20 protein-coding genes are annotated in these 21,822 nt (G+C 65.7%); 12 read left to right on the plus strand and 8 right to left on the minus strand.

Features of this window, described 5'->3' with window-relative positions; all coding sequences use genetic code 11:
- The first annotated feature begins 338 nt into the window (after positions 1–338).
- A complete protein-coding gene (locus tag J6595_RS08950) occupies positions 339–1,454 on the plus strand; it encodes an anhydro-N-acetylmuramic acid kinase (RefSeq protein ID WP_209594109.1) in 1,116 nt (371 codons plus the stop codon).
- Between the two features lie 90 nt (positions 1,455–1,544).
- On the opposite strand, the gene J6595_RS08955 is transcribed toward J6595_RS08950, so the two are convergent.
- Positions 1,545–2,015 (minus strand): outer membrane protein assembly factor BamE, encoded by a 471-nt coding sequence (locus J6595_RS08955; RefSeq protein ID WP_425342136.1) that lies wholly within the window; start codon positions 2,013–2,015, stop codon positions 1,545–1,547.
- 338 nt (positions 2,016–2,353) lie between these two features.
- Here J6595_RS08955 and J6595_RS08960 point away from each other — a divergent pair, with 338 nt between their 5' ends.
- The 6 genes from J6595_RS08960 to J6595_RS08985 all read left to right on the plus strand — a co-directional run bounded on the left by J6595_RS08960 (position 2,354) and on the right by J6595_RS08985 (position 6,669).
- Positions 2,354–2,878 carry a ubiquinol-cytochrome C chaperone family protein gene (locus J6595_RS08960; protein ID WP_209594110.1) on the plus strand — a complete coding sequence of 175 codons (525 nt, stop codon included), beginning with the start codon at positions 2,354–2,356 and terminating at the stop codon, positions 2,876–2,878.
- 3 nt (positions 2,879–2,881) lie between these two features.
- Positions 2,882–3,445 carry a DUF177 domain-containing protein gene (locus tag J6595_RS08965; protein ID WP_209594111.1) on the plus strand — a complete coding sequence of 188 codons (564 nt, stop codon included), beginning with the start codon at positions 2,882–2,884 and terminating at the stop codon, positions 3,443–3,445.
- A gap of 93 nt (positions 3,446–3,538) precedes the next feature.
- Positions 3,539–4,612 carry a phosphate acyltransferase PlsX gene (plsX, locus tag J6595_RS08970; protein WP_209594112.1) on the plus strand — a complete coding sequence of 358 codons (1,074 nt, stop codon included), beginning with the start codon at positions 3,539–3,541 and terminating at the stop codon, positions 4,610–4,612.
- A complete protein-coding gene (locus tag J6595_RS08975; protein WP_209594113.1) occupies positions 4,609–5,589 on the plus strand; it encodes a beta-ketoacyl-ACP synthase III in 981 nt (326 codons plus the stop codon). The genes plsX and J6595_RS08975 overlap by 4 nt, the downstream gene beginning before the upstream one ends.
- Positions 5,590–5,695: 106 nt before the next feature.
- Positions 5,696–6,037 carry an integration host factor subunit alpha gene (locus tag J6595_RS08980; RefSeq protein WP_209594114.1) on the plus strand — a complete coding sequence of 114 codons (342 nt, stop codon included), beginning with the start codon at positions 5,696–5,698 and terminating at the stop codon, positions 6,035–6,037.
- Positions 6,038–6,072: 35 nt separating this feature from the next.
- Positions 6,073–6,669: a MerR family transcriptional regulator gene (locus tag J6595_RS08985; protein ID WP_209594115.1), complete on the plus strand. Its 597-nt coding sequence runs from the start codon at positions 6,073–6,075 to the stop codon at positions 6,667–6,669.
- Positions 6,670–6,729: 60 nt separating this feature from the next.
- Here the strand turns inward: J6595_RS08985 and J6595_RS08990 are convergent, their stop codons facing one another.
- From J6595_RS08990 to gltX, 5 genes are all read right to left on the minus strand, one after another.
- Positions 6,730–7,809, minus strand: a complete 1,080-nt coding sequence (locus J6595_RS08990) for an energy transducer TonB family protein (protein ID WP_209594116.1) — start codon at positions 7,807–7,809, stop codon at positions 6,730–6,732.
- 6 nt (positions 7,810–7,815) lie between these two features.
- Positions 7,816–8,301, minus strand: a complete 486-nt coding sequence (gene exbD / locus J6595_RS08995) for a TonB system transport protein ExbD (protein ID WP_209594117.1) — start codon at positions 8,299–8,301, stop codon at positions 7,816–7,818.
- 5 nt (positions 8,302–8,306) lie between these two features.
- Positions 8,307–9,404 carry a tonB-system energizer ExbB gene (gene exbB / locus J6595_RS09000; protein ID WP_245197721.1) on the minus strand — a complete coding sequence of 366 codons (1,098 nt, stop codon included), beginning with the start codon at positions 9,402–9,404 and terminating at the stop codon, positions 8,307–8,309.
- Positions 9,405–9,739: 335 nt separating this feature from the next.
- Positions 9,740–11,032 carry a citrate synthase gene (gene gltA, locus J6595_RS09005; RefSeq protein WP_209594118.1) on the minus strand — a complete coding sequence of 431 codons (1,293 nt, stop codon included), beginning with the start codon at positions 11,030–11,032 and terminating at the stop codon, positions 9,740–9,742.
- 141 nt (positions 11,033–11,173) lie between these two features.
- Complete coding sequence (gltX, locus tag J6595_RS09010) at positions 11,174–12,595, minus strand: glutamate--tRNA ligase (protein ID WP_209594119.1); 1,422 nt, start codon at positions 12,593–12,595, stop codon at positions 11,174–11,176.
- A 115-nt stretch (positions 12,596–12,710) separates the two neighbouring features.
- Between gltX and J6595_RS09015 the strand changes: the two genes are divergently transcribed.
- The gene (locus tag J6595_RS09015) at positions 12,711–15,119 is read left to right on the plus strand and encodes a ComEC/Rec2 family competence protein (RefSeq protein ID WP_209594120.1); all 2,409 of its coding nucleotides are present in this window, start codon (positions 12,711–12,713) and stop codon (positions 15,117–15,119) included.
- A 164-nt stretch (positions 15,120–15,283) separates the two neighbouring features.
- On the opposite strand, the gene lexA is transcribed toward J6595_RS09015, so the two are convergent.
- Both lexA and J6595_RS09025 read right to left on the minus strand, forming a co-directional pair.
- Complete coding sequence (lexA, locus tag J6595_RS09020) at positions 15,284–16,051, minus strand: transcriptional repressor LexA (protein WP_209594121.1); 768 nt, start codon at positions 16,049–16,051, stop codon at positions 15,284–15,286.
- Between the two features lie 179 nt (positions 16,052–16,230).
- The gene (locus J6595_RS09025; protein ID WP_209594122.1) at positions 16,231–17,340 is read right to left on the minus strand and encodes a 5-methyltetrahydropteroyltriglutamate--homocysteine S-methyltransferase; all 1,110 of its coding nucleotides are present in this window, start codon (positions 17,338–17,340) and stop codon (positions 16,231–16,233) included.
- 326 nt (positions 17,341–17,666) lie between these two features.
- On the opposite strand from J6595_RS09025, the gene J6595_RS09030 reads away from it, so the two are divergent.
- From J6595_RS09030 to J6595_RS09045, 4 genes are all read left to right on the plus strand, one after another.
- Positions 17,667–18,746 (plus strand): TRAP transporter substrate-binding protein, encoded by a 1,080-nt coding sequence (locus J6595_RS09030; protein ID WP_209594123.1) that lies wholly within the window; start codon positions 17,667–17,669, stop codon positions 18,744–18,746.
- 174 nt (positions 18,747–18,920) lie between these two features.
- Complete coding sequence (locus tag J6595_RS09035; RefSeq protein ID WP_209594124.1) at positions 18,921–19,481, plus strand: TRAP transporter small permease; 561 nt, start codon at positions 18,921–18,923, stop codon at positions 19,479–19,481.
- Positions 19,482–19,499: 18 nt separating this feature from the next.
- The gene (locus tag J6595_RS09040; RefSeq protein ID WP_209594125.1) at positions 19,500–20,822 is read left to right on the plus strand and encodes a TRAP transporter large permease; all 1,323 of its coding nucleotides are present in this window, start codon (positions 19,500–19,502) and stop codon (positions 20,820–20,822) included.
- A 223-nt stretch (positions 20,823–21,045) separates the two neighbouring features.
- A complete protein-coding gene (locus J6595_RS09045; protein WP_209594126.1) occupies positions 21,046–21,618 on the plus strand; it encodes an SMI1/KNR4 family protein in 573 nt (190 codons plus the stop codon).
- Positions 21,619–21,822: the final 204 nt, after the last annotated feature.

Genomic DNA, 21,822 nt, shown 5'->3' on the forward strand with positions numbered 1-21,822 from the left:
TTTCGTCATCGAACTGCAATCTTTTCGTCCGTCCCAGGCTCGTTCGGGATCGGCAGGACGGGCGGTTTACTCGATCGGTCAGGATCGACAGGGCGGTGGCTGCCGATATGCCCGGCGCCCGCTCGCAAATGACGACGGCCGGGACAGGGCTTTCGTCGAAGGCGCGGTGGTGGAGCAAGGCGGGGTGGTGGAGCATGGCCGTTGGATGCCCGTTCCAACTGCTGACAAGGAGCCTCGAGCCGGTTTATTGGTCGGCGGGCGGGTTGCGGCCGTTCGGCCACGGCGGGTTCGGGCGCGATGGTGCGACGGATGGATGATCGACGGGAGAATGACGGGCGATGCAGAGTGGATGGGCCATCGGCCTGATGACCGGGACCGTCCTCGATGGTCATATCGACGTGGCGGCGATCCGGACCGACGGCGAGACGATCTCGCAATTCGGCCCGTATGAGCTGGTGCCCTACGATGGCGCGGTCACGCCGCTGATCGAAACCGCCGTCGCCGATGCGCTTCAATGGCAGTTTTCGGGCCGCGAGCCCGATAGCTTCGCGATCGCGGAGGCGCAGTTGACGCGGGCGCAGGCCGAAGCCGTCGCCGGATTTTTGAATCGCCATGGACTGCCGCGTGCCGAAATCGCGGCTGTCGGCTTTCACGGCCAGACCGTTCTCCACAGGCCGCCGCATGGATCGACCACCGGCCGCACCCGGCAGCTCGGCGACGGGGCCATGATGGCAAAACTGCTCGGGCTGACGGTGGTCCACGACTTTCGCTCGGCCGACGTCGCGGCCGGGGGGCAGGGGGCGCCCTTGTCGGCGATCTACCATCGGGCGATGCTGGAAAGGCTCGGCGCGGGAGGCGAGACCGCGGTTCTCAATCTCGGCGGTGTCGCCAATCTCACCGTCGTCGACGGCGAAGCGTTGATCGCCTTCGACACCGGCCCCGCCAATGCCCCGATGAACGACTGGGTCAAGGCGCATAAGGCGGGCGACATGGACATCAACGGGCGGCTGGCATTTGCCGGCATGGTCGACGAGAAGCGCCTCGCAGGGCTGCTCGAACACCCCTGGTTGACCGCGCCCTATCCCAAATCCCTCGATCGGTTCAGCTTCAGGATGGGCATGGCGGAGGGTCTGTCGCTGGAAGACGGCGCGGCGACTTTGACGGCCTTTTCGGCCGCTGCCGTCGGCAAGGCGCTCGACCTTTTGGCGATTCGCCCCGAGCGATTGATCGTGTGCGGCGGCGGCCGCCGCAATCCGGCGCTCATGGCCGCAATCGCTGCGCGGGCAAAGGTCGCGACGGTCGATGCCGATCGTTGCGGATTGCGGGGCGATGCGGTCGAGGCGGAGTGTTTCGCCCATCTGGCGATGCGGCGTATCCGCGATCTGCCGATCAGTTTCCCGCTGACCACGGGCGTGCCCCGCCCGATGACCGGGGGAATCGTCAACCGGCCCTGAAAGCGAGCCGGCCGCTCACGGGTGGGCGAACGACGCTCTGGAAAGATCGCATGAGAAAGAGCGGTCTCGATGGCCGGCAGCCGACGGTGATCAGAACAGGCTGGTCGGGCCGCCTGCGTCACCGACCGTGTCGGAAAGAACCTGGCCGAGGAAGGACGCGTCCTTGCCGCCTGTCGGCGTCGTGCGCGTGACGAAATCGAACACCCTGCCGTCCTTCAGCCCGTAATCGGCAATGCGCTCGACCCGGTCGTCCTTGTTGAAGTAGACGGCGAGAATCCGCTGATCGACGAGCCGGGGGCTCATGAAGGCGACCGGGCGGATCCGCTTCTGCGAGATATAGTAGAACACTTCATTGTCGAAGGTCGCCTTCGTGGACGGCGAGCCGAGCGCGAGCAGCACCTGCTCCTTCGACGAGCCGGGCGGGACGAGTTCCAGCGACTTCGGATCGACGATGTAGCCCTGGTTGAGCACTTCGCTGGTCGTGCAGGCGGTCAGGGACGAGACAGAGAGCACGGCAATGCCAAGGGCGAATGCCAGCGTCGCAGGCGTCTTCTTGCTCACGCTATTCCAACTCCGTTCCAGCCAACCGGTTCGTTTTCTTTTCCATGCCCGGCATCCGCGGCCATATCGAGGCAAGTATGAAAGCCGCAGCGGCCGGGCGTTGGTAATCCACCTTAAGCGACGTTGCAATCGCCCCGAACCTATGGCACCGCCTGTGGGAATGCGCTCGTCCGGCAAATGAACGGGTGAGGGCACCTACGTCGCCCACGGGCGCCGACCGCGGCTGATCGCGATTTCATCGAGCCGCGGCGGTGAGTGGCCGTGCGGCGCAGGCCATCGTCGAACCGGCCCGATCCGTCCCATGCGTCCGGGCGCTGGCGACCAATTGCGGAACGAAAATGCTGAAACGGTGGAGGATCGCCCGCCAGAACCGCGTGGTCGTGGAACGGCTCTATCAGAGCCTCGTCGCCCTGACGCGTCAGCCGAAGCTCTATGAGGGCCTTGGCATCGCCGATACGTTTTCGGGGCGCTTCGAGGCCCTCGCGCTTCACGTCTTCCTCTTCCTGCGGCGCTGCCGGGGCGAAGCCGCGCTGGAGCCGGTCGCCCAGGATGTGGTCGATCGCTTCACCGCCGATGTCGATTCGACGATCCGTGAGCTGGGTGTGGGCGACCAGTCCGTGCCGAAGCGCATGCGAAAGCTTGCCGGCGTCTTCCTGGAGCGGGTGCGGATCTACGATGCCGCCTTCGATCAGGAGGCGCAGCACGAAGCGCTGAAGACGGCGCTGATCGGGCGGGCCCTCGACGATGCGGCGCCGGACGATGCGGCGGCGCAGCTTGCGACTTACATGCTGACGATGAGTGGGCGGCTGGGCGCCGTCTCCGCCGGGGACATCCTCGCCGGCTCGCTCGACCTTGGAGATTGAACCATGGACGCGGTTTCGCCGCTTCAGATGCTGCTTCCGATCGGCCCGTTGCCGGCGGAAGGGCGCCCGATCGACTACGCTGCGAGCGAGGAGGAATGCGCTCGCGTCGCCGCTCTGCTTGAGGTCGATCGCGTTGCCTCGATCGAGGCCGAACTTCTCGCGCGCCCGTTTCGCCGGGCCGGCGTCCGCGTCTCGGGCCGGCTGATTGCGGTCGTCGTCCAGAAGAGCGTCGTCTCGCTCGAGCCGGTCGAGCAGCGCATCGACGAGGCGTTCGACGCGACGTTTCTCCCGCCGCCCCGCCTGCCGCGCGGGGTGGACGCTGCCGCCGGTGGGGAAATTTTCGTCGATCCCGAAGCCGACGATCCGCCCGAGCCGATCCTGGGCGACCGGATCGATCTCGGCGCGCGGCTTTACGAGACGCTGGCGCTTGCGGTCGAGCCCTATCCCAAGCGTCCGGGCGAGAGTTTCGGCACCGTCGTCGAGGACGTGCCGGAGGCAGACGAGCGGCCCTCGCCCTTTGCCGTCCTCGCCAAAATTTCGAAAGATCGGGACGACGGACGTGAGTGATCTCAAGACGCCGGTTGTAAGTGAGCGGGATTTCGATATTTTCGCGCCGCGTCGAAAGGCCCGGGGGCATCGACGGATCAAGGTGGGAACGAGTTGACCTCAACGGCCGGCATTAGCATTTCGCTCGACGCCATGGGCGGTGATCACGGGCCGGAGGTGGTCCTGGCGGGCGCGGCCGTCGCGCTCGAGCGCCGCCCCGGCACACGGTTCATTCTCTTCGGCGAGGAGGCGGCCGTCCGTCCGGTGCTGGCCAAGCACCCCGCTCTGGAAGCGGCCTCGACATTTCACCACTGCGAGATCTCGGTCCGCATGGACGACAAGCCGTCCCAGGCGCTGCGCCAGGGCCGCTACAAGTCGTCGATGTGGCGGACGATAGACGCGGTGAAGACCGGCGAGGCCGACGTCGCGGTTTCGGCGGGCAACACCGGTGCTTTGATGGCGATGGCGAAATTCTGCCTTCGCACCATGGCCAATATCGAACGGCCGGCGATCGCGGCGATCTGGCCGACGCTTCGCGGCGAGAGCATCGTCCTCGATGTCGGAGCGACGATCGGCGCCGATGCGCAGCAGCTCATCGACTTCTCGATGATGGGCGGGGCGATGGCGCGGGCGCTGCTCGGGCTGGAGCGCCCGACCGTCGGTCTTCTCAACATCGGCGTCGAGGAGGTGAAGGGCCAGGACGACATTCGCGAAGCCGGCCGGCTTTTGAAGGAAACCCCGCTTCCCGGCATCGATTATCGCGGTTTCGTCGAGGGCAACGATCTTGGCCAGGGGACGGTCGACGTCGTCGTGACCGAAGGTTTCACCGGCAATATCGCGCTGAAGACGGCAGAGGGAACGGCCCGGCAGATCGCCTCCTATCTTCGCGCGGCCATGACCCGGACATGGCTGGCGCGCGCCGGCTATCTCCTTGCCAAGAGCGCCTTCGACCGGCTGCGCGACAAGATGGATCCGCGCAAGGTCAATGGCGGCGTCTTTCTCGGCCTCAACGGGATCGTCATCAAGAGCCATGGCGGCACCGACGCGGAGGGCATCGCCGCCGCCATCGATCTTGCCCATGCCATGGCGCGCGCCGGCCTGCGCGAGAAGATCGAGGCCGATCTCGCCAGTTATCATCGCCGCATTTCCGAGGAAGCGGCCAGCATTTCCGAAAGCGGCAATTCATGAATGCGAGGATCGTCTCCGTCGTGCGCGGCACCGGCTCGGCGCTGCCGGCCAAAATCATGCGCAACCGGGATTTCGAGGGGGTGGTCGAGACCTCCGACGAGTGGATCCGGCAACGCACCGGCATCGAGCAGCGCCACATCGCCGGCGAAGGCGAGACGACCGTCTCGCTGGCCGAGGCAGCCGCTCGCCGGGCGCTGGAGGCAAGCGGCGTGTCGCCGGCCGACATCGATCTGATCGTCCTCGCCACCGCGACGCCGGACAACACCTTTCCCGCCTCGGCCGTTCAGGTGCAACATCGCCTGGGCATGTCGCATGGCTTCGCCTTCGACGTTCAGGCGGTCTGCAGCGGCTTCCTCTACGCGCTGACGACGGCGGACATGTATCTGCGGACCGGGCAGGCCCGCCGCGCCCTCGTCATCGGCGCCGAGACCTTCTCGCGCATTCTCGACTGGGAAGATCGCTCCACCTGCGTCCTGTTCGGCGACGGCGCTGGGGCGCTCGTCCTCGAAGGCGTCACTCAAGACGAAGAGGGCGGTGAAAAGGGCATCATCGCCTCGAAGCTGCGGTCGGACGGCGCCCATCAGGGCAAGCTTTATGTCGATGGCGGGCCATCGACGACGGGAACCGTCGGCCATCTGCGCATGCAGGGCCGCGAGGTCTTCAAACATGCGGTCGGGATGATCACCGACGTGATCGAGGCCTGTTTCGGCGCCACCGGGATCACCGCCGAGGACATCGACTGGTTCGTCCCCCATCAGGCCAATCGCCGGATCATCGACGCCTCGGCGAAGAAGCTGGGCATCGCTCCCGAAAAAGTCGTGATCACCGTCGATCGCCACGGCAACACCTCGGCCGCCTCGATACCGCTCGCGCTCGACACGGCGGCACGGGACGGGCGCATCAAGCCCGGCAGTCTCGTTCTGCTCGAGGCAATGGGCGGTGGTTTTACCTGGGGTGCCGTCCTCGTCAGGTGGTAGATACCGCTTGATTCATATGGCGGTTTCGGTAAGGTAACGCAAAAGTAAGATGTGAGGCGCGGCCGATTGGCGCAGCGCGTTGTTGGACATCGATCAGGGGACGACGATGGGGGACAGGACACTCACAAGGGCCGATCTCGCCGAAGCGGTGTTTCGCAAGATTGGCTTGTCCCGCACCGAGTCGGCGCAGCTCGTCGAGATGGTGCTCGAGGAGATCTGCTCGACGATCGCCAGTGGCGAGTCCGTGAAGATTTCGTCCTTCGGTTCGTTTCTCGTGCGCGACAAGAACGAGCGTGTCGGCCGCAATCCGAAGACCGGCGAGGAAGTGCCGATCTCGCCGCGCCGGGTCGCGGTTTTCAAGCCTTCGAACGTCCTCAAGGACCGCATTCTCGAAGCCCATGGCAAGCGTGCCGCCTCGGGGCTGGAATTGATGCGAGCCGCCGAATAGGCAGCGGCCCACTCTGACGCATCGGTAGTCGATCCATGTCCGACAAAGGTGAGGATGCGTTCCGGACGATCTCCGAGGTCGCCGAAGAACTCGATCTTCCACAGCACGTCCTGCGATTCTGGGAATCCCGATTCGCACAGATTCGTCCCCTGAAACGCGGCGGAGGCCGCCGGTACTATCGGCCGGACGACGTCGAGCTTCTGCGCGGCATTCGATACCTTCTTTACGTCAAGGGCTTCACCATCAAGGGCGTGCAGCGCCTGTTGAAGGAGAATGGCAGCCGGTTCGTCGTGGCGATCGGCTCGGGTGATCTCGCCGGTCTCGACGGACTGTCGGATGCGGGTGGCGATGACGGGCGCGGTTTCGATGCCGAGCCGGCGGATGCGCATATCGACGATCTCGACCTCATTCACCCCGAGCCCGAGGCGGTCACCGCGATCGATCTGGCGGCTCCGGAAGACGAGGCGGCACCGGCACAGCGGCCGAGGCCGCGCGCGCTCGGTGGTTTCCTCAGGCGGGAACGGGACACGGACGGCGAGCGGCTCAAGCTGCCGCGTGAGAGCATCGAGACGCTCGATCAGGTTCTGCTCGACCTCCTCGAGTGCAAACGGCAACTCGACCAGGTCCGCTGACGACCGGCCGCGCGGCCGCAAACTCCCGATCTACCAACCCCTCGCGGGCCATTTTCGTCCTTACCGGATCCGCACCGGCACGGTCAGCGACACGCGCTTGCCCGAGGGCGGTGCCGGGAACGGGCTTGCCCGGCGCACGAGCTGTACTGCCAGGCTGTCGAGCGTGCGGTTGCCGCTCGACCCGGCGACGCGCACGCTCGTGACGCGGCCATTGCCATCCATGGCAAAGGCGATCCGCGTCGTGCCGGAGCCTCGACCTGAAAAATTCCGGCTGAACCGGTTCAGCCGTGCCTGGATCTGTGACTGCCAGCGGGCGAGGGCCGCGCGCGAAACGCTGGCGCCCTGCGAGGCCTGGCTCCGGGATGAGCCGCGGGACGCGACGGAGGGCTGTGCCGAGCGGCGCTGGCGGGTCTGTTCCTTCCGGCGCGTCGGCTGCTTGGCCTCGCGTTTGCGGGGCGTCGCCCGCTTCGTCTCCTTCGGCTTCTGACGCACGGCTTCGCGCACGGGTTTCGGCGGCGTCGGCCGTGCGGTCGGCAGCGGGACATCGAGCGGCAGGGCGGCAGTGTCGGGCTCTGCCGGTTCCGGCTTTTCGGGCGGCGTCGCCGGAAGCGGAACCGCATCCGGTGGCGGCGGTGTCGCCTCCTCCGGCTCGGGCAGGGCCGGCTGCGGCTTTGCAGCCTCGTTCACGGCGGGTTCGGCCGGCTCTGGCGGGGCGGTCTCGTCCGGCTGTTGAATTTCCGGTTCCGGGGGCTGAACCGGCTCTGGCTCTGGCTCTGGCTCGGGTTCTGAAATTTGTTCGGGCGGCGCCTCCGGCTCGGGAGGGGGGGCGCTTTCGGGCGTTTCGGCTTCGCTCTCGGTCGGCGAGGGCTCGGTGCTGTCGACGGTCTCCTCGGCTGGCGCCGCCTCTTCGATCGCGTTGGAGGCTTCGGACTCGGCCGGGGGCGCGAGATCGATCAGCACCGGAGCCTGTTCGGCGCCACGCGGCGGCGCTTCGGCTGTCGTGTTCATCAGCGCGTAGGCCGCAGCGCCATGGGCGAAGAGCACGACCATGCCGGCCATGAGCCAGCGCTCGGCGCTGCGGCGGCCGGTATGGCCGGCAAAGGGATCGGCGGTCGAAGACCGTGCTGCCGGGCGCGCCATGGTGGCCTACTGTCCGGTGCCGTTCGAAGATGGCTCAACGCCAGCGCCGGGCCGATCGGTTGCAGCCTGCGCTCGCGCGGGATCCTCCAGGCCGACGAGGCCGATCTTCAGGTAGCCGGCGGAGCGAAGCGTGTTCATCACGTCCATGATGTCGGAATAGGGAACCGAACCGTCGGCGCGCAGGAAGATGCGCTCGTCGCGGTTTTGCCGGGTCTTCGCGTCGAGACCGGCGGCGAGCGCCTCGCGCGTGATCGGCTCTTCGCCGAGGCTGAGCGACAGGTCTTCCTGGATCGTCAGATAGACCGGCTCGTCCGGCCGTTCCTGGGGCGCGGCATTGGAGACCGGCAGGTCGACCGGGACGTCGACGGTGGAGAGCGGTGCTGCGACCATGAAGATGATCAAAAGGACGAGCATCACGTCGATGAAGGGCGTGACGTTGATCTCCGAGACCTCGCCGACGCCGTCGTCGTTGTTGTCGAGCTTGACCGCCATGGCGCCTACTCGGCCGCTTCGGCGAGGCGGGCGCGCTGGCCGATAGCCTCGCTTCGCTCGATGTCGCGCGACAGATGCTGCATGACCAGCGCCGAACCGTCCGAGACGATCGCCCGGTAGCCGGCGATCGAACGCGCGAAGACGTTGTAGACGACGACGGCGGGGATCGCGGCGACGAGGCCGATCGCGGTCGCCAGCAGCGCTTCGGCGATGCCGGGAGCAACGACCGCGAGATTGGTGGTGTTGGCCTCCGAGATGCCGATGAAGGAATTCATGATTCCCCAGACCGTGCCGAACAGGCCGACGAAGGGGGCGATGGAGCCAATGGTGGCAAGGACGCCGGTGCCGCGATTGAGCGAGCGCGCGGCGTTCGCCTCGATGCGGGCAAGGGCGATGGCGACCCGCTCCTTAATACCCTCTGCCGACAGCTCGCCGGACCGGTGCCACTCATGGGCGGCGGATCTGGCGAGGGCGCCGACGGGGCCGCGCCAGCGCGCCGCGCTTTTGTCGTCGCCGATGGCGGCGTCGAGCGAGTCTGCGCGTGCCAGTCGCTTGACGCCGGCGCGGGCCCGCCACTTCGCCGAAAACACCTCGAAACCCTTGACCAGAAGGATCGTCCAGGTGGCGAGAGAGGCAAGGGCGAGGCCGATCATGACGCCTTTGACGACCCAGTCGGCGGCGAGAAACATGCCGAGCGGCGAGAGATCATGGGGCAGCTTTTCGTCGCGCGGTTCCACGAAGGGCACCGCGGCAACCGCCTCGGCGGATGCATTTTCGGCGGCAGCGGGATCTTCGGCAGGCGGCTGCCCGGCGCCTGCCTTCCCCGTCGCGCTGCTTTCACTCTCAGGCTGCGACGCGCCGGAAGTGTCCGCTGCGTCGGCAGGTTGCGAATCGGTGTCGGGCTCACGCGCCTCGCCGGAGGCGGTGGCGCCTTCCTGCGTCGCCGATGGTTGCTCGGGGGCTTGGCTGCCCGCGGCCGGCGCAATCGGCTGGGCTGCGCCAGTTTCCTGAGACCAGGCCATTTCCGGCGGCAGCGCGGCCAGAAGCGTGAGAAGAAGCGCTGCCGTCGCCGACCGCAGAGGTGAAACTGAACCGAGACGCATGGTTGGCGGACCCTTGCAGAGGATTTGCCGATATCCGGAGCGTGGCTCGCGAGGTTTTGCGCGAGAGCTCCGTTCGTTGCGTCTTCCTTATGAAAAGATGAGGCGTTTAGTCAACTTAAGGGCTGTCTCGAAGGCACGCCAATTTGCGATCGGCCAAGCCGTCAGGGCTCCTGTCCGCGGCCGATGCGCGCCGTCAGCCTTGCTCCGAGGAGCTTCAGGCGAGTGGTGTCGTCACCGCTTTCCTGCAGGCGGAGAGGAATATCATCCCGAAACGACGAAGCCGCGCTCTTGGCGCGGCTTCGTTCTCGAAAAAAGCGTTGTCTGCAGGACGTCGATCAGCCGCGATCGTCGACTTTGACGTAATCCCGCGTCTGCGCGCCCGTATAAAGCTGGCGGGGACGGCCGATACGCTGATTCGGGTCCTCGATCATCTCCTTCCACTGGGCGATCCAGCCGACGGTGCGCGCCACGGCGAAGAGCACCGTGAACATGGCGGTCGGGAAGCCCAGCGCCTTCAGCGTGATGCCGGAATAGAAATCGACATTCGGATAGAGCTTCTTCTCGATGAAATACTCGTCGGTGAGCGCGATGCGCTCGAGCTCCATCGCGACTTCGAGCAGCGGATCGTCCTTGATGCCGAGCTCATCGAGCACCTCGTGGCAGGTCTGCTGCATGATCTTGGCGCGCGGGTCGTAGTTCTTGTAGACCCGGTGGCCGAAGCCCATCAGACGGAACGGATCGTTCTTGTCCTTGGCCCTCGCGATGAATTCGGGGATGCGGTCCTTCGAACCGATCTCCATCAGCATGTTGAGTGCCGCCTCGTTGGCGCCGCCATGGGCGGGGCCCCACAGGCAGGCGATGCCGGCCGCGACGCAGGCAAACGGGTTGGCGCCCGACGAGCCGGCGAGCCGGACGGTCGAGGTCGAGGCGTTCTGCTCGTGATCGGCGTGGAGGATGAAGATCCTGTCCATCGCGCGGGCGAGAACCGGGTTGATCCGGTAGGGCTCGCACGGCACGGCGAAGCACATATGCAGAAAGTTTTCCGCATAGGAGAGGTCGTTGCGCGGATAAACGAAGGGCTGGCCGATATGGTATTTATAGGCCATCGCCGCGATCGTCGGCATCTTGGCGACCATGCGCAGGCTCGCCACCATCCGCTGATGCGGATCGGCGATGTCGGTGGAGTCGTGGTAGAAAGCGGAAAGCGCGCCGACCGAGCCGCACATGACCGCCATCGGGTGGGCGTCGCGGCGGAAGCCGGTGAAGAAGCGGCTCATCTGCTCGTGGATCATCGTGTGCCGCGTCACGCGGTAGACGAAATCATCCTTTTCCCGCTGGGTCGGCAATTCGCCGTAGAGCAGGAGATAGCAGGTCTCGAGATAGTCGCCCTGTTCGGCGAGCTGATCGATCGGGTAGCCGCGATGGAGCAGAACGCCCTCGTCGCCGTCGATATAGGTAATCTTCGATTCGCAGGACGCCGTCGAGGAAAACCCGGGATCGTAGGTGAAGACGCCGCCCTGCTTGTAGAGGGTCGTCACGTCGATCACATCCGGGCCGAGGGTGCCGCTGCGCATCTCAAGACCGGCATTCGTCGATCCGAAATTGAGTTTCGCCGACTGTTCTGTCATGCGTCGTCCTTCCATGAATCGCGGCTACGGACGCAACTTTCGCAGCGCACACGTTTCAGCCATGCCCTGCCTACTCCAAAGGCTGGACCTCGACAAGTTATGATCCGAAGCCTGCTGCGGCGCAATATGCGACGGCGACCATCAGTGCGACTGATCGCCCAGGCGGGCGAGAGATTCGTCCCGGCCGAGAACCGCGAGAACGTCGAACACGCCCGGTGAGGTGGTGCGGCCGGTCAGCGCGGCGCGCAGCGGCTGGGCCGCCTTGCCGAGCTTGATTTCGGCGCTTTCGGCATAACCCCGAACGATCGCCTCCAGCGCCTCTGCACGCCATTCCTCGGCTGCCGCAAAAAGCGGCAGAAGATCAGCCACGATCTTGCGGCCGCCGTCGGCGAGAATGGCCTCGGCCTTTTCCTCCATCGCCAGCGGGCGGGCGGCGAAAAGAAAAGCCGCGCCGTCGGCAAGCTCGACCAGCGTCTTTGCCCGCTCCTTCAGACCGGGCATCGCCTCGGTGAGCTTGGCCCGAACGGTCTCGTCGCTTTCCCCTTTGAGCACAGCGCCATTGGGCAGGACGTCGCGGCTGTCCATCAGCATGGCGACGAGGTCTTCGTCGTCGCTCTGCCGGATCCAGTGACCGTTGATCGCCTCGAGTTTCTTGAAGTCGAATCGCGCCGCGCCCTTGTTGATCTGCGGGAGATCGAACCACTCCACCATCTTCTCGGTGGAGATGATCTCCTCGTCGCCGTGGGCCCAGCCAAGGCGCACGAGATAGTTGCGAAGCGCGACCGGCAGATAGCCCATCTCGCGATAGGCCTCGACGCCGAGTGCGCCGTGGCGCTTGGAAAGCTTCGCGCCGTCGGGTCCGTGGATGAGCGGGATATGGGCCATCACCGGCACGTCCCATCCCAGTGCCCGGTAGATCAGAGTCTGGCGGCCGGCATTGGTGAGATGATCGTCGCCGCGGATGATGTGGGTGACGCCCATGTCATGGTCGTCGACGACGACGGCGAGCATGTAGGTCGGCGAGCCATCCGAGCGCAGCAGCACGAGATCGTCGAGGTCCTTGTTCGGGAAACGCACCGTTCCCTGAACCTCGTCCTCGACCACGGTTTCCCCGTCGAGTGGCGCCCGCAGGCGGATCACCGGGGCGACCCCGGCCGGCGCCTCGGAGGGGTCGCGGTCGCGCCAGCGGCCGTCGTAGCGGGGCGGGCGCTTTTCGGCCTTGGCCTTCTCGCGCATCTCGTCGAGTTCGGCCTGTGAGGCATAGCAACGATAGGCCGCGCCTTTGGCGAGCATCTCCTCGACCACCTCGCGGTGGCGATCGGCACGCTGAAACTGTGAAACCGGCGGTTCGTCGGCGGCAAGGCCCATCCATTCGAGGCCTTCGATGATCGCCTTGACGGCCTCGTCCGTCGAGCGGGCGCGGTCCGTGTCCTCGATCCTCAGCAGCATCTTGCCGCCCTTGGCGCGGGCATAGAGCCAGTTGAACAAGGCGGTGCGTGCGCCGCCTATGTGCAGGAAGCCGGTGGGCGAGGGGGCAAAGCGGGTGACGACGGTATCCGCCATGTCAGCTCCAGTGTTTGAACCTTGGTCGTGGCGAGGATCTTGCAAAAACCGTCGCATTCGCGCGCCGGCTGTGTAGCATAGGCGCGTCGAGGTGCAAGCAAGGACAGGAAAGCCTTTGCCGCAGGCGCCACCGGGAGAGGGGCGAGAGCGCCCGAGCGGTTCGGCACAGCCGGGTCGCTGGCCGTTCGGTCTGCGCCCGCCCTTCGGCGGGAGCGGCGCGGACGCAGCTGCCGGTTTCGACCCGCGTCTCGCCGAGGACACGGGCCGGCTTGCGGCCTTGCGGGGCTGGCTTGCCCGGCAGGTCGATGTCGAGGCGGCGCAACGCTCCGGTTTCCATGTCCTGCCGGTCTCGTTGATCGTCGGTGCGGCCGCCGTCTTCGCGCTGGACTGGCGGCCGAATCTCGTTGCGACTGCCGTTGCGGCGGTGGTTTTTCTCATCCTCAGTCTTCGCGCATCGGCTATGCCGACGGTCCGGGTGCTGTGCCTTGCGCTCGCTGGGGTTCTCGCCGCCGCGCTGGTCTCGATCATCGAGGCTCGCACGACGCAGACGACCATCATATCGGGCACGGCGACGACCCGGATCGCGGGCAGGGTGCTGCAGGCTTCGCGGGACGAAAAGGGCCGGATGCGCTACCTCGTCGCAATCACCGGAACGGTGCGGCCGGTGCTGTCGCGGCCGCCGGAAAGCGCCCGCATCATGGTCACCGCGCGGCATTCGGCGAAGGTGCCCGGCGATCCCTATTACGGCCTCGTCCGGCTTGGCCCGCCCTCCGGACCCGCCGCGCCGGGCAGCTACGATTTCGCGTATCAGCCATTCTTTGCCGGTGTCGGCGCGCTCGGCTTTTCCCTCGGCAAACCCGATGACGGGCCCGCCGAAGGCCTCGTCCCGCCGCCCGATCCCGGCTTTTTCGCGAGCCTTGGCATTGCCCTTCAACGGGTTCGGGCCGCGATGACCGAGAGGATCACGCAAGCCGCCGGCGGCGGCGAGGCGGGCGCGATCGCAGCCGCCCTCGTCACTGGCGAACGGGCCGGCATTTCGGACGACGCCGAGACGTGGCTGCGGGGTGTCGGCCTGGCCCATGTCCTGTCGATCTCCGGGCTTCATCTGGCGATCGTCGCGGGATCGGCGCTGCTTATCCTGCGCTGCTGTCTCGCGCTGATTCCGGCCCTTTCGCTGCGCTATCCCGTCAAGAAGATCGCGGCGATCGCGGCCCTTCTCGTCGCCGCGCTCTATCTGATGCTGTCCGGCGGCAACGTCGCCACCCAGCGCGCCTTCGTCATGCTGGCGGTGATGCTGGCCGCCGTCATCGCCGACCGGCCCGCGCTGACCCTTCGCAACGTCTCGATCGCCGCGCTCGTCGTCGTTCTCGCTGCACCCCATTCGGTGACGACCGCGAGCTTCCAGATGAGCTTTGCCGCGACGCTCGCCCTCGTCGCCGGCTATGGCGCCTTCATGCGGCACCGGGGCACAGGAGGGCCGCCCGTCGCACGGCCGGTGGTCGTGAAGCTCGCCGGGCTCGTCGCAACGACGATCCTCGGCATTGTTGCGAGTTCGATCATCGCCGGGGCTGCGACGGCGCCCTTTGCCGCTTATCACTTTCACCGCGTCGCACCCTTCGGTCTCGTCGCCAACGTCCTGACCCTGCCGCTCTTCACGCTGATCGTCATGCCGCTCGGCCTCGTCGGCTCGCTGTTGATGCCCTTCGGCCTCGACGCCTGGTGCTTCCACCTGATGGGGCTTTCGCTCGAATTCGTCCTTCTGGTTTCAAAGTGGCTCTACGGTGTCCTGCCCGATCGCGGGACGGGGCCGATTTCCGGGGTCGGCGTCGCGTTTCTGGCCGCCGCGCTCTTTGCCGCCTCGTTCTTCGCCAGCCAGCTTCGATGGTCCGCCTTGCCGCTGGCGCTGATCGGTCTTCTGACCATCCGCGACACCGGCGCACTGCCGCAACTGCTCGTCTACGAGGACGGCAAAACCATTGCCGTCATCGGTGCTGATGACGCCGTCAGCTATCTCGGCGCGCGGCCCAAGCGCTTCGTCACCGACCAGTGGGAGCGAAGCTTCGGCCTCACGCCAATTCCAGCCAAAGCTGGAGAGAGCGGATCGCCGGGAACGCCCGCAGCGTCAACGCGGCTCGGCCCGGGCTGCGCGGACGACTTCTGCCAATTCGAGACGCGCGATGGCCTCAAAGTCTCCTGGACCAGCGATTACGAACGCACCGGGGAGGCCTGCGACGGCGGCGATGTGGCGATCGTCGCCCGGGCGATCCGATTGACGGCATGCCGATCCGGCGCGGTCCTCGTCACTCTGCGAACACTGCGCGCCAGTGGCTCTCTCGCATTCTTTCGCGATCCGCAGACCGACCGCCCCGTCGCCATCCGGTCGATCGTGCCCGACCCGCCGCCCTGGAACCGCCACCGCCTGGCGCCCTGGCCCGAATACTGGCGAAAGCCTGCCGCATCACCTGCTGGCGACATCGCCGCGGAGCCTCGCATTCCGGCGACTGCCAAGCCGGAAGGCCGCTGACGCCGGATCGAGCCACTTCCGCGTCATCTGCGTCGAACTTTGCGGCCGGATTGCGTGAGCGGTTCGCAGTAAAGACAGCCTCGCTGCATGCGAATGTCTCAGCTCGGTACGGATTCGACACGCGGGCGACCCAAACCGCCGACGAAACCAGACGGGACCAAAAATCAGTAGCGCCGCATCAAGCCGACCAGGCGGCCCTGGACCTTCACCCGGTCGGCCCCGAAGATACGCGTCTCATAGGCGGGGTTGGCAGCCTCCAGCGCGATCGTATCGCCGCGCCGGCGAAACCGTTTCAGCGTCGCTTCCTCGTCGTCGACGAGCGCGACGATGATATCGCCGGGGGATGCCGTATCGACTCTCTGGATGACGACCGTGTCGCCGTCGAGAATGCCGGCATCGACCATCGAATCACCCTTCACGTCGAGCGCGAAATGCTCGCCGCTGGCGAGCATTTCCGGCGGGACCTGGATCGTATGGGTATTGGTCTGGATCGCCGAGATCGGCACGCCGGCCGCGATCCGCCCCATGACGGGCACCGAGACGGCGCTATCGCGGGCGGGCTCGGCCTGCCGCGAGGCCGACGACACCGCCGCCGGCCTGCGCGCCGGAGATGCGCTACGCTCGGCGGCCTCGCCCCTGGCGGTGCCGAGACTGCCGTCGATGACGCTCGGCGTGAAGCCGCTCTTCGGGGCGCTCTGCGGTCGGGCGTTGCGCATCGATTCGGGCAGTTTGAGAACTTCCAGCGCTCGCGCCCGGTTCGGCAGCCGCCGGATGAAGCCGCGCTCCTCCAGAGCCGTGATCAGCCGGTGAATGCCCGATTTTGACCGCAGCTCCAGCGCATCCTTCATCTCGTCGAACGAGGGGGGCACGCCACTCTCCTTCAGCCGTTCGTTGATGAACAACAGAAGGTCGTGCTGTTTGCGCGTGAGCATGGGGAACCTCTAAAAACAAACCCTGAACAAAGTTATCTGTTCTAGTTGTGTTCCGCAAGTCCCCCGGTGTTTTCTGTTCCAATTTGTGATCGCGCGGCGTTTCGTCCCGCTCACATGGCAATTCAATTCATCGCGTGGTCGAGACCCCCGGGCCGGCACCGCCCGCCCGGGGGGCGCCATCAACCCCAGACGGAGCGGGCCACCTCGACGCACCGCTCCAGCTTGCGCCACTGGTCGTCCTGCGTCAGGTCGTTGCCGTGGGAGGTGGAGGAGAAGCCGCATTGGTGGGAGAGGGCGCACTGATCGAGGTCGACGAACTGGGAGGCCTCGTCGATGCGCTTCTTCACGGCGTCGGCCGGCTCGACCTTGCCCGATTTCGAGGACATCAGGCCGAGGACGACCGTCTTGCCCTTCGGCATGTGCCGCAGCGGTGCGAAATCGCCGGAGCGCTCGTCGTCATATTCCAGGAAGAAGCCGTCGATCGCCATTTCGTTGAAGAGAATCTCGGCCACCGGCTCGTAGCCGCCGGAGGCGACCCAGGCGCTCTTGAAGTTGCCGCGGCACAGATGGACCGAGATCACCATGTCCGACGGCCGGTCCCTGATCGCGTCGTTGACCAGCCGGCAGTAGAGCCGCGTCAGATCGTCCGGATCGTCGCCCCGCTTTGCGGTGCGCTCACGGATTTCCGGGTCGCACAGATAGGCGAGGTTGGTATCGTCCATCTGCAGATAGCGGCAGCCGCGATCGGCCAGATCCTTGATCTCGGCCCGGTAGGCTGCCGCCAGATCGTCGTAGAAGCCGTCGAGGTCGGGATAGATGCTGGAGGAGATCGCCTCGCGGCCGCCGCGAAAGTGCAGCATCGAGGGCGCGGGAATCGAGACCTTCGGCGTCTGCGTGACGACGGATTTCAGGAAGTCGTAGTCGGCGCCCTGGATTGCCTGCGAATGCATGATCTTGTCGTTGACATGCATGGTCGGCGGGGCAAACCCGACCTCCGAGCCGTCGTCCTTGCGAAAATGCGTCTTGAACTCGCCATAGGTGACGTCGACACCATCGAGCTTTTCCAGAAAGTCGACGTGGAAGAAGGTGCGGCGGAACTCGCCGTCGGTGATGCCTTTCAGGCCGACGTCTTCCTGGCGCCTGACCACCTCGCGGATGCACTCATCCTCGATCTCGCGCAATTCTTCGGCGGCAAGCTTGCCGTCGGCAAATTGCGCGCGCGCGGCCTGCAGCCGCTCGGGCCTGAGGAAGCTGCCGACATGGTCGGCCTTGAAGGGGGCTGTGGTCATGGTCGTTTCCTGCCTGGTTCGTGTTTGCGCGGCAAAGGAGTTATCCTTGCTGCTCGAACTGGAGCGGACTGGCGTCAATGCCAAGATCGATCCGGGCCTTTCGGGCGATAATCCCGAGAGGATATAACTCATTAGTTATGAAAATCGCCAGCAAAGTCATTTTACCGCTCGCTTTGTTCATATCATCTTCGTCAGGCGGTCGAAACGGGGAGCGGCCGGCCGTCGTGACGTTGCTTTGAGGGGAAGTTTCGACCACGCTGAAATGATGCACCGCGCGGGAGGTGCGCCCAAGGGCGCAAGAGCTCGGCAGCCACACGGGAGGAAACATGTTCAAGACGATCATCAGGGCGGCGCTTGCGGGCGCCATCATCGCTGCGGCAAGCGGCTATGCGGCAGCGCAGGACGTCACCTTGCGCATCCACCAGATGCTGCCGCCGCAGGCGACCATTCCCCACGACGTTCTCGCCCCCTGGGGCGAGGCCGTGGAGAAGGAATCCGGCGGCAGGATCAAGGTCGAACTCTATCCCTCGATGCAGCTCGGCGGCACGCCGCCCGAGCTCTTCGATCAGGCCCGCGACGGCGTCGTTGACGTGATCTGGACGGTGCTCGGCTATACGCCCGGCCGCTTCCCGAAGGCCGAGACCTTCGAACTGCCCTTCATCATGACCGACGCGGTCTCGACCTCCGAGGCGTTCCAGGAATTCGTCGAGAAGAACGATCAGGAGGAGTTTGCGGACGTTCATCTTCTGGCCGTCCACACCCATGGCCCGGGCCTGTTCCACACCAAGCAGCCGATCACCAAGCTCGAGGATCTCAAGGGCATGAAGATCCGCGGCGGCTCGCGGGTGATCAACGAGCTTTTGACCAAGCTGGGCGCGACGCCCGTCGGCCTGCCGGTGCCTGCGGTGGCCGAGGCCCTGTCGAAGGGCGTCATCGACGGCACGACCATTCCCTGGGAAGTCACGCTTCCCCTGCGCGTCTCCGAGCTGGTGAAGAATCACACCGGCTTTTCCGGCAAGAACGGCCTTTATACCCAGACCTTCGCCATCGCCATGAACAAGGATGTCTATGACGGCCTGCCGGACGATCTGAAGAAGGTGATCGACGACAATTCTGGCATGAAACTCGCCCGGATGGCCGGCGAGGCGATGGCCAAGCAGGACGCGGTGGGGCTGAAGAAGGCCGAGGACGCCGGCAACAACATCGTGACGCTGGACGAGCAGGAAACCCAGCGTTTCAAGGATGCGAGCGAGGACGTCATCGCGGAATGGGTCGCGCAGGGGGATGGCCGCCAGGCGCTGCTCGACGATGCCAAGGCGCTGATCGCAAAGTACACGGCTCAGAACGAGGCGGCCGGCGGCGGGATGCCAAAGGACGCCGCGAGCGGCGAGGCGAAGAGCCAGTAGCGCCGCCTTCAGAGCCAAGCATCAGAACGACATGCCAGGGGCGGGACCGGCCCGGCCGGTTCCGCCCTTTGCCGGCATCGACAGGGCCTGTGCCGCGCTCTTGGCCAAAGACGCGCGGGCAGGCCGCGGCAGAGGTGCGGCGTATTGCGCCCGAAAAGCCAGGAGGGGAAATCGGTGAGCGAAACCTCGGAAATCGGCCGCGAAACGGGACGGTTCGGACGCATCGTCGATGCGCTCGGCTCAGGCCTTGCCTTCGTCGGTGGGCTCTTCCTTCTCTTCATCGTCGCCCTGACCTGCGTTTCGATCGCCGGGCGAACGCTGCTGACCCTCGATCTTTGCTGCGGGCCCGTGCCCGGCGACGTCGAGATGATCGAGATCGCCTCGGCGGTCGCCGTGTTCCTGTTCCTGCCCTTCTGCCAGCTGAAGCGAGGCCATGTGACGGTGGACATCTTCAGCGGGTTTTTGGGCAGGCGCGGCGTGCTGCTGACCGATCTCGTCGGCAACGTCCTGATGACCGCGGCGGCGGTCGTCATTTTCTGGCGGCTCGAACTCGGCTTTCAGGACAAGCTGAGAAGCGGCGAGACGACGTTCATTCTGGCGATTCCGCTGTGGTGGGGCTACGCGATGTCGCTTGTCGGCGCCGCCGCTTTCGCTCTGGTCAGCGCCTATACGGTCTGGCGCTCGATCCTCGAAATCTCCGGCGGCGGGGCTTCGGCCGCGCCCACTCACGGCTAAACCGGCACTGAAAGACCGATGTCCAATCTCGAAATCGCCCTTCTTTCCTTTCCGGTTCTCCTGGTCCTGATCTTCCTGCGCATGCCGATCGGGCTTGCCATGCTGATCTGCGGCTTCTTCGGCAATTATCTGGTGCTCGGCCGCTTCACGCCGATCCTCGCCCAGATGAAGACGCTGACCTTCACCACCTTTTCCAGCTACTCGCTGTCGATCATTCCGCTGTTTCTCCTGATGGGGCAGTTCGCGGCGAAGGGCGGCATGAGCCAGGCGCTGTTTCGCGCCGCCAATGGCTGGCTCGGTCATCGCAAGGGCGGTGTCGCCATGGCGGCGGTCGGCGCCTGCGCCGGCTTCGGGGCGATCTGCGGATCGTCGATCGCGACCGCCGCGACCATGGGCAAGGTGGCGCTGCCGGAGCTGAAGCGCTTCGGCTATGACGGCGGGCTTTCAACGGGAGCGCTCGCCGCCGGCGGCACGCTCGGCATTCTCATTCCGCCTTCGGTGATCCTCGTCATCTATGCGATCCTCACCGAGCAGAACATCGCCAAGCTGTTTCTCGCCGCCGTCGTTCCCGGCGTTCTCGCCATGCTCGGCTACATGCTGACGATCGCCATCTATGTGCGGCTGAAGCCCGGCTCGAGCGGCCAGCGCGACAAGGCGCCGATGGAAGAACGGCTGCGGCTGACCTTCGAGGTCTGGCCGGTGCTTCTGGTGTTCTTCCTCGTCGTCTTCGGCATCTATTTCGGCTGGTTCACGCCCACCGAGGGTGCGGCGATCGGGGCCGCCGGCACCGGGCTGATCGCGCTGTTCAATGGCGGGCTGAAGGACGGCGCGCTCGGCGACAGCATCCGCGAGACGGCGGTGGCGACCGGCATGATCTTCCTGATCATCCTCGGCGCCGGCGTCTACAATTCCTTCCTGGCGCTCAGCCAGCTGCCGCAGGAATCGGCGGCTTGGGTGGTAGCCCAGGGCTTCTCGCCCTGGATGGTGCTGACGGTGATTCTCCTCACCTATCTCGCCTTCGGCTGCGTGATGGATTCGCTGTCGATGATCCTCCTCACCGTGCCGATCTTCTTTCCGATCGTCTCGGGGCTCGACTACGGCCTGTCGCCGGACGAGTTCGCCATCTGGTTCGGCGTTCTCGTGCTGATCGTCGTGGAGGTGGGGCTGATCACCCCGCCCGTCGGGCTCAATCTCTTCGTCATCAATTCGATGGCCAAGGACACGCCGATGATCCGCACCTTCCAGGGCGCTGCGCCCTTCGTCGCTTCGGACATCGTCCGCACGATCGTCCTGACCGCCTTCCCGGCGATCACGCTGTTTCTGGTGCGGTGGCTGTATTGAGGAGAGGGGGCTTGCTCGGGCGCCGCCGATCGCGCGGTGTCCGGTCGCAAAGGTCCGCGACTGTCGTGTGGCACGACCGCTGAGAATGGCTGGGACAGGTGGAAAGGGGATGGTCCGCTTTGCGTCTTTGGGTATCGGAAGCGGACTCGTGTTTGCCGTCTCGTTCTTGTCGATGGGGCCAGGATATGGAAACGATGACAGGACGCCCGATGGAACATCTGCCATGACACTGGACGAAAATTTCCGCACCATCACCGACTGGATCGGGGCACAGGACGGCAAGAAGGCGCCCGCCTTCAACCCGCCCGCGTCCGATCATCAGATCGACGAGGCGGAACGTCGTCTGGGCGTAGCCCTTCCACCCGCCATCCGGCGCCTCTACCAACTGGCGGACGGGCAGCCGCCCGACCGCATCAGCTTATGGGGGGCGTTCCAACTCGTCCCGCTCAAGGATGTGGTGGAGAATGCGGCGTTCCTGAACGATGAGTTCCCCGATGGCATCAACGTCCACGACGAGGATCACGCACAGATCGACGTGCCGCCTGAAATCCGCGCTGTCTGGTGGTCGCGCGGCTGGATCCCGATCATGGAGAATGGCGGAGGCGACCATGTGTGCGTCGATCTCGACCCGGCCGAAGCGGGCACGCCCGGACAGCTTCTTACCTACTACCACGACGAGACGTACCGCCCTCTCGTCGCGTCCGACATGGAGGCGCTGCTGCGCCACTTGGCGGAACGGCTTCGGAGCGGGGCGTGCCGTATCGACGAGCATGGGCTGATCGAAGGCGCAGACTAACGGCGACACCGGCTTGGCAGGGATCTCCTCCTCAAACGACCGCTTTCGGGGGCGCGGAGCATAAGTCAATAACGACGGCGATGGGTCGGAAGCTATCGTCAGTTGGTGGCTTCTGCGAGCTGATACCGCGCTTGCCCCCTGTTCTAGAGGACAGAGGACAATTTCGGCCTTTCCGGCCGAGCAGCTTCGATCGGCGCTTGCGGA

Origin of the sequence: Jiella mangrovi, from assembly GCF_017815135.1 — a bacterium.
In the GTDB taxonomy this organism is placed as follows: Bacteria; Pseudomonadota; Alphaproteobacteria; order Rhizobiales; family Rhizobiaceae; genus Jiella; species Jiella mangrovi.